The following is a 12,226-nucleotide window of genomic DNA, read 5'->3' as shown; positions in this document are numbered from 1 at the left end:
CCGCCGGCGTGCCGCGATCATCTGCGCTGGTCTGCACGCTGTGTCCCGGCCTCCGTCGCAAAGCCGTAGATCAGTGCCAGCCGGTCCAGGCATTCGCGAAACCGCCGCGCAAAATAGTCGTTCCAGCGCTGCGTACGGACGGCGCGACGCTGCCCGATCTGATCCATGGTCAGACCCAGGACCAGCACGTCGTGCACCAGCGCGGCGCCGTCGGTGCCGAGTTCGCGCTCGACCCGGTTCAGCCGCAGCACCGCCTGCCGCTGGCTCTCGGTGACGGGCTCGCGTGAGCGGGCGCCATCGACATATTCGCGGGTTGGGTCCATGGCCTGAGGCCCCCGCTCCGCCCGCTCCCAATCGTTCTGGAAGGCGCGCCCGCCGCGGTATTGAGCCTCGTCGATCTGGTGGTGCGAGTGCAGACGGCCGAGCGGATCGCTGCGGATCGACCGGATCGCCATAATCTTCTCGCCGGGATCGAGCGCCAGCGGATTGTCGACCTCGACCTCTGCCACTTCCGCATTGAATGGCACCTCGCGCGACCTCCGGTCGTAGATCTGTGCCAGTTTGTAGGATCTGTTGCGTCGGACACGTCCCACTCGGATACTCCTTGCAAGATTGACGATTGAACGGCTGAGCGCACTTTCAGGCGGCGGAGACCAGCCTCAGCACGACGGGACCCGCGACACGGGCGGAGGCAGCCCCGGAGCGGCGCGTCAGGCGCGCATGCGGCGCGCAATAGCTGGAGCGCGGCTGGCACGGGTGGCCGCAGAAGGCGATCTCCTCCCCGTCCTTGTCGCCGCCATAGGGGTAGCGGCAGTCGGCCTTCGCAAGTTCGACCAGCTGGACAAGGCGCGGCTGGACGCCGACACAGCGCAACTTGACCTGCGCGGCCGGCTTCAGTGCGGACTTCGGCGGCAGATTCAGTAGCGCCGGCCGGCGCGGCGAGAGCAGACCGGCCTCGCCCGGCAGAGACGGCGCGATCGACGGGCTCATCACCCATTGCGGCGCAGCGAGTCCGAGCCGCTTGGCGCGGCCGGCGACTGCGCTGCGCGTGTAAGCCGTTCCAAACCTTGCGTTAATCTGTCTTCCGATCTCCGCATAAGACATTCCCTTGAGAAAATAGTCGCGAAGCGCGTCGGAGTGCTCCGACGGCCAATGACCCGGTTCCATGCTGCTGTCCTGTGATGCACCCCCTCCGATCGCACGACCGGGAGGCGAAACACACATTCCGGTATTCCGAAGCGAGAGTCAAGGCGGAATTCTGATATTCATAATTGCATCAATTCCGAATTTCGGATTACAAGAGGCGAGACGATGGACAATCGAGGGAATCACCATGTTGGACGTTGCGATGATCGAGCGGGGCCTGGAAAAGACAGGTAAAAGCAAGGGCGGCCTGGCGGCAGCCATGGGCGTGCGCCCCGGCGCGGTCTCGGAGATTCTTGGCGGCGAGCGCCTGGTGAAGGCCTCGGAGATCATTCCGATCATGGAATATCTCGAGCTCAATCTCGCGCCGATCATGGGGCGCGTGGGCGCCGGCGCCGTGATTGAGCCGGATTATGAGCAGGTTCCCCCGGAGGGGCTCGGCGACATCGCGCTGCCGTTCCCGATCATGGAAGAGACGATTGCATTCGAGATCGTGGGCGATTCGATGCTGCCCAAATACGAGAGTGGCGACGTGATCGTGGTCTACAAGGACCAGCGTCATCCGCTGTCGAGCTTCTACGGCGAAGAGGCCGTAGTCCGGCTCAAGACCGGCGAACGCTATTTGAAGACCATCGAGCGGGGCAAATCCCCTTCCGTCGTCAATCTCAACAGCTTCAACGCCAAGCCGATCGTCGGCGTCAAGCTCGACTGGGTCGGGGAGATCTGCCTCTCCATGCCCAAGGGTCAGCTCGAACGGCTGCGCGCCAAGTCGGCGCGCCCCCGCAAGAAGGGCAAGTAGGCTACCGATTTCTGATTTTTAGAAATCGAACTTGACTTAATTCTGCTTTTCGGAAATACTCTGCCGTGCTCCCGACCGTCGGGGCGCGGCAGGATCGTTCCATGCAGTATTTCGTCGTGATGATCGACTACGGGCGGCGCGGCCGCGAGGCGGTCGTCGACCCTGAAATCACGAGACGCGAGGTCATCTCCCGTGTGGCCTCGGGTGAATACCGGAACATCTCGTTCATCCACGAGATCGCGGAGAACTCGGTCGAGGACGTCACCGAGGCCATCCTGGCCGAGGCCACCCTTCCCCACGTTCCGCCTGGAGATGTCGACCTCCACGCAAGCCGCCTCGATCACGCCCGCGACCTGCGCAAGCACGAACGGACGTGACGCGGGCCCGGGCGGTCCGCGTCAGCGTCGGGCAGAACATCACACCAGGAGCACGGTCGATCCCGTCGTCTTGCGCGCGGCGAGATCGGCATGCGCCTTGGCCGCGTCCTTCAGCGGATAGGTCTGGTGGACCTCGATCTTGACCGCGCCGGACTTGACGACGTCGAACAGCTCGCCCGCCATCGCCACCAGGCTCTCGCGCTTGGCGGCATAGGTGAACAGCGTCGGACGGGTGACGTAGAGCGAGCCCTTCTGGGCGAGCAGGCCGAGATTGAGCGGCTCGACCGCACCGGAGGACTGGCCGAACAGCGCAGCGACGCCGAGCGGTGCGAGGCAGTCCAGCGATTTCAGGAACGTATCCTTGCCGACGGAGTCGTAGACCACCGGCACCTTCTTGCCGCCCGTGATCTCGTCGACGCGCTTCACGAAATCCTCGCGCGTGTAGATGATGACATGGTCGCAGCCATGCGCCTTGGCCAGCTTTGCCTTCTCGTCGTTGCTGACGGTGCCGATCACGGTCGCGCCGAGATGCTTGGCCCACTGGCTCAGGATCAGGCCAACACCACCGGCCGCGGCATGGAGCAGGATCGTGTCGCCGGCTTTCACCCGATAGGTCTGCCGGATCAGATATTGCGTCGTCAGCCCCTTCAGCATCATCGCCGCCGCCGTCTTGTCGTCGACGCCGTCAGGCAACTTCAGCAGACGATCGGCGGGGATCAGCCGCGCCTCGGAATAGGCGCCAAGCGGCGAGGCGCCATAGGCGACGCGATCGCCCGGCTTCAGATCGGTGACACCCGGGCCGATCTCCTCGACGATGCCCGCCGCCTCGCTGCCGAGCCCGCTCGGCAGCTGCGCCGGATAAAGACCCGAACGGTTGTAGATGTCGACGAAGTTGAGACCCACGGCGGTGTGGCGGATACGCGCTTCGCCCGGTCCGGGCTTGCCAACACTGACCTCCTCCCAGACCAGGACTTCCGGCCCGCCGGTCTTGTGAAAGCGAATGGCATGCGTCATGGGGTTGCTCCCTTATCGTTGCAGTGAGGGTCCGAGAACCGGATCGGCCTGTGAAATAGGCATTTGATCTGCCCGTTACAGTACAGAGACGTAACAAGAATATCACAGCAAACGACAAACGCGCGCCGTTCCGCCTCTGTTCGAAAGAGTTGATGACGGCTCCGGGGCAACCGGCAGTAGCTTTTGCGCGGGGTTTGGTGGTCGCCTGCGAAGGAGAGCCGAGATGCCAGCTTATGTACAGCATCATCAGGATATCGAGATCGCGCCTGTGATTTGCCCCACGTGCATAGGGTTCCTGCCGATGTATGTGCGCGAGGTCGAACCGCATTGGAGCCTTGCCAAGATCGACTTCGTCTATGAATGCGCCGATTGCGGCGCCGAGGTCCGGCAGACGATCCGGAAGCCGGCGCTGCTGCGGCACTGACCGCGCGATCGGCAGACCGCTCAAGTATTTGCGTTAAGCGGAAAAAACGCCGTTCACGCGGGTCTGATGTCTCCCAAACGAGACTTGTTCTTTGCCCGGAACGCAGGCAGAACAAGCCTCAAGCAAGACCTTTGGGAGCGCCAATTCGTGGCTGAACAGAAGCCCTCGACCGCGATCGAGGCAGTGGAGAGCGGCCTCGCCGCGCAAGGCTATATTGCCAGCCGGCAGATCGCGACCGCCGTCTATTTGTCGCAGCAGATCGAGAAGCCGATCCTGGTCGAGGGCCCTGCAGGCGTCGGCAAGACCGAGCTTGCCAAGGCGATCGCCGCCTGGCGCGGCATGAAGATGATCCGCCTGCAATGCTACGAGGGCCTTGATGAGGCCAAGGCGCTCTATGAATGGAAATACGCCAAGCAGCTTCTCTATACGCAGATCCTCAAAGACAAGCTCGGCGAGGTCCTCGGCGGCGCGCAGACGTTGCACGCTGCGCTCGATCAGCTCCACGATTTCGGCGACGTGTTCTTCTCCAAGGAGTTCGTCGAGCCGCGGCCGCTGCTCCAGGCGCTCGAGCAGCCCGGCGGCTGCGTGCTGCTGATCGACGAGATCGACAAGTCGGACGCCGAGTTTGAATCGCTGCTGCTGGAAATCCTGTCCGACTTCCAGGTCACGATCCCCGAGCTCGGCACCGTCTCCGCCATTACACCACCGACCGTGATCCTCACCTCCAACAGCGAGCGCGACTTGGGCGATGCCCTGAAGCGGCGCTGCCTGCATCTGCATATCGGCTTCCCCGAGCAGCGGCTGGAGGAGCGCATCGTCGAGAGCCGCGTGCCCGGCATCTCGCAGACGCTGCGCCGGCAGATGGTCGGGTTCATCCACGAGATCCGCTCGCTGGATTTGAAGAAGCTGCCCTCGGTCAGCGAGACCATCGACTGGGCGCGCGTGCTGGTGCTGCTTCAGGCCTCCGAGCTCGACACGGAGATCGTCAAGGACACGCTTAACGTGCTCCTGAAATACGAAGCCGATATCGAGGCGGCCCAGCCCCAGGTCACGACCTTCATTGCCAAGGCAGCACGATCCAACGTCTTCGGTTGACGCCGATGCGCGAGAACATCCATCGTTTCTTTCGGGCCGCACGTGGCGCGGGCGTACACGTCTCGCCCGCCGAAAGCATCGACGCGATGCGCGCGGTCGCGCAGGTCGGCTTTTCAGACCGAACCATCCTGCGCGACACCCTGCTTCTGACGCTCGCCAAATCGCAGGACGAGAAACTCGCGCTCGGCGACTGCTTTGATCTGTTCTTCAGCCAGCCGGAGCCGCGGCAGGAGCAGCCCGAAGGCACCGACGAGGATGCGTCGCAGGAGACGGATCAAGCCCCCTCTTCCAGCGCGTCCAGTGATGCGGGCGGCGGTTCGCCGCAGGAGGGACTAGGCGCGCTCGCGCAGATGCTGCTGTCGCAGGATCGCAATGCGATCGCGGCAGCGATCGCCAGCGGGGCCGGCGCCGCGTCCCTGTCCGACATCCGCTATTCCACGCAGCGCGGCATCTTCTCCAGCCGCATCCTCGACGCCATGGGCCTGCAGCGCCTGCGCGACGAACTCGATGAGCTGACCGCAACCAATCCCGCGCTGGCCGAGCGCCTGCGCGCCGCGCTCGACGCCTTGCGCGAAGCGGTCCGCGACACCGTCTCCCAGGGGCTTGCGCTCTATGCTCGCGAAGAGGCCGAAAACCTGCGCAACGAGATCCTGCGCAACGCGCCGCTTGCGCGGATCGAGCGGCGCCAGGTCGCCGAGATGCGCGCCCTCATCCGCCAGATCGCGCGCCGCCTGCGCGAGCGCTATTCCAAGCCGCGCAAGCGCCAGCGCCGCGGGCATCTCGACGTCCGCCGCACGCTGCGCCGCAATGCGGCCTGGGGTGGTGTGCCCTTCCTCACGGCGTGGAAGCGCAAGCATCGCGACCGGCCGAAAATCGTCGCGCTCTGCGACGTCTCCGGCTCGGTCGCGCAGGTCTCCGATTTCTTCCTGCTCCTGATCCACTCGCTGCACGAGGTGGTCGACGACGTCCGCTCCTTCGCCTTCTCCTCACATCTGATCGAGGTCAGCGACATTCTGGAATCGAAGTCGCCGGAAGAGGCGATGGCCGAGATCATGTCCAAAGTCGGCTTCGGCTCATCCGACTACGGCTCGTCGCTGGTCGATTTCGAGAAGGATTTCATGAGCGCGCTGACGCCGCAGACCACGGTGATCGTGCTCGGCGATGCCCGCAGCAACAATCTCGATCCGCGCGCCGACATCCTGCGCCGGATCTCCGAGCGCTCGAAGCGGCTGGTCTGGCTCAATCCCGAGGGGCGGCTCGCCTGGGGTTTTGGCGATTCGGAGATGCCCCGCTATGCGACCTTTTGCAGCGTGGTGCGCCAATGCGCCACCGCGCACCAGCTCGAGCGCGCAGTGTCCGATATCGTGGCGACTTATCAGTAGACGGGGATCACGTCCGTCGTCTGGCGTCAGGCGGCAGCCAACTCGGCCTGGACGAGGTTGCACTCTCGAAAGTGATAGGCGATTTCGTCGAGCGCGCGCTGCTCCCATTCCTGGGCCTGCGCGAGCCAGAACATCCGGCGCTCCGAATCCAGCGCGGCGCGCTCCCGGCACAGGAATTCCTGACTGCGAATTTCCACCAGCCTGTTCATGCACTCACACTCCAGTTGTGTGAAGCCAATCCCCTGCGAATCAACCTAGCAGAGTCCCGTACCCCTCGCCTCACGATTTCTGTGCATATTGCGACGCAGAATGGGACAGCAATGCTTGCCGTGCACTGCGGTAGCTTTCACCACACGATCAACAGCCAATCATCAATTAGTGATCGCAGGTCGGGACGATAGTCGTGCGCGAACGATCTTAACTCTTGTGGCGCAACGAAGTGCGGCAATTCGTGAAGAGATGTTCCAAGCAGCTCACCGAATTCCCGACTCATTGTCGTCGCATGGTCTTCATGCAGCGCCGTTAACAGAGGCGCGCGAACGGTACGATCGCTTGAGGCAATATGAGCAACGATTTCGACTTCGATCTTTCACCCGACCAGTGGGAAGCACTGAAGGCGCTTCGCAATCCGGTGTCGAATGGTCGCCTCGCGAAGGCTTATGTCGTCGAAAGCCTCGTCAAGCTCGGCCTTGTCGTCGTCGATGACGGCGCGCCCGCGATGACACCGGCCGGCCGCAAGGCGCTGGTGCGCGGATCGTGCAAATTGCTGGATCTCGCGGCGTAGGGCGAGCATCAAAAGATCTGGGCGATCACGATCGCGTAAGCGATGAACACGGCGCCGAGCCCCCACACCATCGCCGGAATCTGCGACCGCCGGCCGACTGTCACTTCCAGGGCGATGTAGCTCAGCGTTCCCAGGGCCATTCCGTTGATGAGGTTATTGGTCAGAACGGTGACGAGCAGCGTCAGCACGATCGGAACCGCGTTGCCGAGATCGGTCATGTCGATGCGGGCAAGCCCCTGCATCATCAGCACACCGACGAGCACCAGCGCGGGCGCAGTCGCTTGCGGCGGGATGATGACGAAGATCGGCCAGAAGAACAGCGCAAGGAAGAAGAGCCCCGCAACGGTCAGCGAAGTCAGCCCCGTTCGGCCGCCGGCCTGCACGCCGGTGATGGACTCGATGTACGCCGTGACGACGGAGGTGCCGAGCAGCGGGCCGACGATGGATGCCGTCGCATCGGTGGCAAACGCAGCGGTGGCGTTCGGGATCGAGCCATCGGGCTTGCGCAGGTTGGCGGCGCCCGTCACGCCGATCAGCGTGCCAAGCGTCGAGAAGAATTCGGCACACAGGAAATAGAACAGCAGCGGCAGCGCGACGACGAAATGGCTGAAGAGATAGCCGAAATCGAGCGCCATGAACGTGCTGCTCGGCCAGCGGGGCCATGACATGATCGCCGAAGGCACCGACGTCACCATCTTGCCGTTGCCGCCGGGAACGAAGAAGCCGATCAGGGTGAGTACCGCGATCGACAGCATCAGCGCCGCCGGAACCCGGCGCGCCACCAGCACCGGCGTGAGCAGGAGGCCAAACAGCGTCAACAGCACCGGCGGGCCGCGCAGCGATCCCATCGCGATGTAGGTCGACGGGTTCTGGACCACGAAGCCGGCGCCGCGCAACGCAATGAAGACGATGAGCGTGCCGACGGCCGCCTGGATGCCGATCTTCAGCGCTTCCGGCACATCCTTCGCGACTTTCTCGCGCAGCTTCGACAGGCTGAGGATCAGGAACAGAACGCCGGTGAAGGCGACCATGGCGAGCGCACCTTGCCAAGGCATGCCCATCTGCTTGACGATGACATAGGTGAAGATGACGTTCGACCCCATAGCCGGCGCAACCGCGAGCGGCAGATTGGCCCACAGCCCCATCATCATCGAAGCGAAAATCGCGGCGAGTGCCGTGGCGCTGACCAGATCGCCACGATCCATTCCGGCGTTGGACATGATCGCCGGGTTCACGGCGATGATATAGGCCATCGCAGCGAACGTGGTCGCGCCGGCCATCACCTCGCGGCCGACACTCGTGCCACGCTCGGTGAGGCCAAAGATGCGATCGAGCAGTCCGGCGGCTGCGCGCGGCGCCGGCTCTGCGGAGGCGGCTTGCGGCTTCGTCATCTCGTTCATCCAGTCCTCCCCCCTACCAGATCACCGGGTGCGCTTCGCCGGTCTGCACGTTGATGAAGCCGAGCGGCGCCTGCTCACACGGCGCCACCAGCACCCAGCTCCAGGGCGCGCAGGTCAGCGTCGCGAACATCAGCCGCTCGGGGAATCCCGGATACCAGCGTGGCCGGTAGGTCGGCTCATACATCCAGTCGACCTTGCGCCCCTCCGCGTAGAGCGCCTGCATCTCGGCATCGAGCGCTTGCGCCGAGCGGCAGCTCATCAGCCCGCCGACCTCGAAGCGCACAGTTGCAACGAGCTCTCCCTCACGCACCAGCGCCCACCCGCCCTGAAGTTCGATAAGCGCGTTCACCGCCTTCGCCATGGCCGCGTCTGAGGAGCCGACCACCCAGATATTGTGCTTGTCGTGCGCCACCGAACAGGCAACCGCCGTCTCCGGCGTGCGCGGTCCACAACCGCGCCAGAACATCTTTGCGATGCGCCCGTCGCCCGAAAAGCGGTCGACGATCGCAAATTTGGTGATGGCCTCGCTCTCGTCGCGCTGCACGGCACCGTCACGCACCGGCAGTTCGAGGGTGTAGAATTCGGGATGCCAATGGAAGGGACGGATCACGGCCGCCTTCATCGTGGCACGGCCGGGCTCGGCTCGCAGTTCGAAATCCTGAGGCTTGATCGAGCGCTTGATGTTGACCGTCTTCGTTGCCCAGTCCGGCCAGACGATCTCGGGCACTTGGCCGATGTAGCGCTCGCCTTCGGAGATTTGGACGCCGTCGGCCCACACTTCGGCGATCGTGAGTTTGCCAACATCCGAAAGCAGCACCACGTCGCCGAAACGGCCTGGAGCCAGGCTGCCGACGAACGGCGTAAGCCGCATGTGGCGCGCCGGATTGATGGTGAGACACTGGATGGCGATTTCCGGCGCGAGGCCGGCCTCGATCGCGAGCCGCGCATTGTGGTCGCTGGCGCCGAGCTCGAGCGTGTGGCTGGCACTGCGGTCATCCGTCGTGAACGCGATCTGCGACCAGTCCTGCAAACCCTTCGCGAGCAGCCATCTGACGATCTCGTCCATGGCATAGACGCGCAGCTCGACGAACAGGCCGCGGGTGAGCTTGTCCCAGGTTTCTTCCGGAGTCTGCACTTCGTGGTCGGACGCGAGCCCGGCCGCCGCAAAGGCGTTGATAGAGGGCAGATCCCGCAAGCCGGAGGCATGGCCTTCGACGACGCCGCGCGCCGCGAATGTCGCCTCGATCATGCCCCAGAGCCGCTTGTAGGACGGATTGTCGGGATTCCAGACCGCTGGCCAGTCCATGACCTCGTCGAGCCCGGTCACCATCAGGCTCTCGGCCATGAAGCGCGCCTGCTCGTCGCGGCCATACCAGCCGCCACCCCATTCATAGGCCGTGGGTGGCACCGCCGAACCAGGCTGCGGAAAGATCTTGAGCGGCGAGCCGCGGCGACGCGCTTCGAACCAGAACTCGAGATTGCGCGCACCGTTGACGTTGGAGAACTCGTGGCTTGCCTCGCAGGTCCAGGTATTGCCATGCGGCAGCACCAGCGCGGCCTCCCATTCCGGCGTCAGATGCGAGCTTTCGATATGCTTGTGCACCTCGCCGAAGCCGGGCACGGCGGCAACATCAGGCCGATGCACCCGCTCGCGGACCTCGCCCGGATAGCTGCCGGCGGGCCCGACCCAGGCGATGCGGCGGCCCTTGATGACGATCTCCTGATCTTCGCTCCAGGTACGGCTGTGCACGTCGAGCAGCCTGCCGACCCGCAAGGAGCGATCGGCCGGCCGGTGGCCGAGCGCCGTCAGCACCAGGTCCTGGCGGATGCGAACCTCGTCGGGCGCAGTGATCAGAAGATCGTCGGGTATCGCATTCATGACCTGCCTCACTCTACGCCGGTACGTTCGCGGCTCGTGGTCCGCGTCCGCGAAGATTTGCCGGCCTTGCCGCCTCGCGCCGCAGCGGCATCGCGCTGCCGGACATCCTTCAGGAGGGTCGTGAGCGCCCACTCGATGGCATCGGCGATCTCGCTGCTGGTCATGCCGAAATCCTCGCGCATCGCATTCCAGGCCAGCACGTTGTTGAGATAGGACGCGAGCGCCTCCGCCTGGCGAACCTCCTTCGCGGGGAGATGTCGCACCAGCGGCGCCATCGCCTTGCGATGCTGGTCGATCAGGTGCCGCCGGAAGCCGGCGCGCACCCGGCGGCCGGCCCGCGTCATCGCAATGGCGCGCGCCAGATGCGGATGGCGGTCGAACCGCTTGCACAGTTTGCGGAAAATCTCCGGCAGCTCGTCAGGCGAGGTGAAGGGAATGTAGCTGAAGACGTTGTCCTCGATCCACTCGCCGGCCGCAGCAAACAGTTCCGCACGGGTCTTGAAGTGCCGATAGATGGTTCGTTCGGCCACCTTCGCGCGCTTGGCCACCGCGGCCATGGAAATGTCGTCGGCCGCCTCGTCCTCCAGCGTCTCGACGAAAGCCGCAACGATGCGCTGCCGCGTCATCTCGGCATATTCGTCACGAAGACTGGCGATATGTCGCTTTGCTGTACTCATGTCAGAAGTCTGACATCAGGCGATTTGGAGGGTCAAGCCGAGACTTGAGGCACGCCGCGCCGCAACAATGGGCGTCGGCACGCTCGGCCGCCCGCCTGAAAAATGGACTTTTGCGCGTCGCCAAAATCGGATTTGCTCTTCCACGAAACGATCGCACGCAGCGGCGCGGCGCTCTGGTTCCAGCAAGGGAGCTGATCATGAACGGGCTTGGCGGGTTGAACAAATCGCCTGAGGGCGTGGTCATCGGGCTCGTGCAGCTGCAACTGCCGAACGTCGTCACGCGGGCCGATCTGGCAAGGCAGACCGAGCGTATCGTCTGGATGGTCGGCAAGGCGCGCCGCAACCTTTCCACCATGGATCTGGTGGTGTTCCCCGAATATTCGCTGCACGGCCTCTCGATGGACACCAATCCCGAGATCATGTGCCGGCTCGACGGACCCGAAGTCACGGCCTTCAAGAAGGCCTGCGTCGACAACAGGATCTGGGGCTGCTTCTCCATCATGGAGTTCAACCCGCACGGCAATCCCTATAATTCCGGCCTGATCATCGACGACCACGGCGAGATCAAGCTGTACTACCGCAAGCTCCATCCCTGGATTCCGGTCGAGCCGTGGGAGCCCGGCGACATCGGCATTCCCGTGATCGAGGGTCCGAAAGGCGCCAGGATCGCGCTGATCATCTGCCATGACGGCATGTTCCCGGAGATGGCGCGGGAATGCGCCTACAAGGGCGCCGAGATCATGATCCGCACTGCGGGCTACACCGCGCCGATCCGCGAGGCCTGGCGCTTCACCAACCAGGCCAATTCGTTCCAGAATCTGATGGTGACGGCCAATGTCTGCATGTGCGGCAGCGATGGCTCGTTCGATTCCATGGGCGAAGGCATGATCGTCAATTTCGACGGCGCGGTGCTGGCGCACGGCACCACCGGTCGCGCCGACGAGATCATCACCGCCGAGGTGCGGCCCGATCTCGTGCGCGAGGCGCGGATCAATTGGGGCGTCGAGAACAACATCTACCAGCTCTGGCACCGCGGCTATGTCGCGGTGAAAGGCGGCGCGATGGACTGCCCCTATACCTTCATGCAGGACATGGTCGCTGGCACCTTCCGCCTGCCGTGGGAAGACCAGGTCAAGGTCACCGACGGCAGTTCCTGTGGCTTCCCGGCACCGACACGGATGTACGGCAAGACGGCGAAGGCGGCGGAATAGAGCCGTTTTCGGCTCCGACCGCGACATTCTGGCACGGTAGT

Annotated in this window: 14 protein-coding genes; 7 read left to right on the top strand and 7 right to left on the bottom strand. The window is 64.0% G+C overall.

Annotated features, from left to right (window positions below; translation table 11 throughout):
- Positions 1-17 precede the first annotated feature (17 nt).
- Together WN73_RS06995 and WN73_RS06990 are read right to left on the bottom strand one after the other, a co-directional pair.
- On the bottom strand, positions 18-593 hold the full coding sequence (locus WN73_RS06995) for a hypothetical protein (protein ID WP_028174424.1): 576 nt from the start codon (positions 591-593) through the stop codon (positions 18-20).
- 46 nt (positions 594-639) lie between these two features.
- Complete coding sequence (locus WN73_RS06990) at positions 640-1,167, bottom strand: GcrA family cell cycle regulator (protein ID WP_060908359.1); 528 nt, start codon at positions 1,165-1,167, stop codon at positions 640-642.
- 166 nt (positions 1,168-1,333) lie between these two features.
- On the opposite strand from WN73_RS06990, the gene WN73_RS06985 reads away from it, so the two are divergent.
- On the top strand, positions 1,334-1,942 hold the full coding sequence (locus tag WN73_RS06985) for a S24 family peptidase (RefSeq protein WP_011088876.1): 609 nt from the start codon (positions 1,334-1,336) through the stop codon (positions 1,940-1,942).
- Positions 1,943-2,043: 101 nt separating this feature from the next.
- A complete protein-coding gene (locus WN73_RS06980) occupies positions 2,044-2,319 on the top strand; it encodes a hypothetical protein (protein ID WP_060912630.1) in 276 nt (91 codons plus the stop codon).
- 39 nt (positions 2,320-2,358) lie between these two features.
- On the opposite strand, the gene WN73_RS06975 is transcribed toward WN73_RS06980, so the two are convergent.
- Positions 2,359-3,333 (bottom strand): quinone oxidoreductase family protein, encoded by a 975-nt coding sequence (locus WN73_RS06975; RefSeq protein ID WP_011088878.1) that lies wholly within the window; start codon positions 3,331-3,333, stop codon positions 2,359-2,361.
- A 223-nt stretch (positions 3,334-3,556) separates the two neighbouring features.
- Between WN73_RS06975 and WN73_RS06970 the strand changes: the two genes are divergently transcribed.
- The 3 genes from WN73_RS06970 (at position 3,557) to WN73_RS06960 (ending at position 6,234) form a co-directional block, all read left to right on the top strand.
- Positions 3,557-3,757 (top strand): hypothetical protein, encoded by a 201-nt coding sequence (locus WN73_RS06970; protein ID WP_060908362.1) that lies wholly within the window; start codon positions 3,557-3,559, stop codon positions 3,755-3,757.
- Positions 3,758-3,904: 147 nt separating this feature from the next.
- Positions 3,905-4,852, top strand: a complete 948-nt coding sequence (locus tag WN73_RS06965) for an AAA family ATPase (protein ID WP_027545880.1) — start codon at positions 3,905-3,907, stop codon at positions 4,850-4,852.
- A 5-nt stretch (positions 4,853-4,857) separates the two neighbouring features.
- Positions 4,858-6,234, top strand: coding sequence for a vWA domain-containing protein (locus tag WN73_RS06960; protein ID WP_161534030.1), 1,377 nt, complete (start codon positions 4,858-4,860; stop codon positions 6,232-6,234).
- Positions 6,235-6,260: 26 nt separating this feature from the next.
- Here WN73_RS06960 and WN73_RS06955 read toward each other — a convergent pair whose 3' ends face one another.
- A complete protein-coding gene (locus tag WN73_RS06955; protein WP_025576443.1) occupies positions 6,261-6,443 on the bottom strand; it encodes a hypothetical protein in 183 nt (60 codons plus the stop codon).
- 353 nt (positions 6,444-6,796) lie between these two features.
- Between WN73_RS06955 and WN73_RS06950 the strand changes: the two genes are divergently transcribed.
- Positions 6,797-7,018: a hypothetical protein gene (locus WN73_RS06950; RefSeq protein ID WP_038966715.1), complete on the top strand. Its 222-nt coding sequence runs from the start codon at positions 6,797-6,799 to the stop codon at positions 7,016-7,018.
- 8 nt (positions 7,019-7,026) lie between these two features.
- On the opposite strand, the gene WN73_RS06945 is transcribed toward WN73_RS06950, so the two are convergent.
- Genes WN73_RS06945 through WN73_RS06935 form a run of 3 tightly spaced genes read right to left on the bottom strand, consistent with a single transcriptional unit; the run spans position 7,027 to position 10,974 of the window.
- Entirely contained in the window at positions 7,027-8,418 is a 1,392-nt protein-coding gene (locus tag WN73_RS06945; RefSeq protein WP_271552150.1) for an NCS2 family permease, read from the bottom strand.
- Positions 8,419-8,431: 13 nt separating this feature from the next.
- Positions 8,432-10,297, bottom strand: a complete 1,866-nt coding sequence (locus WN73_RS06940; protein WP_038966716.1) for an adenine deaminase — start codon at positions 10,295-10,297, stop codon at positions 8,432-8,434.
- An 8-nt stretch (positions 10,298-10,305) separates the two neighbouring features.
- Complete coding sequence (locus WN73_RS06935) at positions 10,306-10,974, bottom strand: TetR/AcrR family transcriptional regulator (RefSeq protein ID WP_028174416.1); 669 nt, start codon at positions 10,972-10,974, stop codon at positions 10,306-10,308.
- A 197-nt stretch (positions 10,975-11,171) separates the two neighbouring features.
- Here WN73_RS06935 and WN73_RS06930 point away from each other — a divergent pair, with 197 nt between their 5' ends.
- The gene (locus tag WN73_RS06930) at positions 11,172-12,185 is read left to right on the top strand and encodes a formamidase (protein ID WP_011088885.1); all 1,014 of its coding nucleotides are present in this window, start codon (positions 11,172-11,174) and stop codon (positions 12,183-12,185) included.
- The last annotated feature ends 41 nt before the right edge of the window (positions 12,186-12,226 follow it).

The sequence above is a fragment of the Bradyrhizobium sp. CCBAU 45394 genome (assembly GCF_028128655.1).
Lineage (GTDB): Bacteria > Pseudomonadota > Alphaproteobacteria > Rhizobiales > Xanthobacteraceae > Bradyrhizobium > Bradyrhizobium diazoefficiens.
This window is presented reverse-complemented; position numbering and strand designations above follow the sequence as displayed.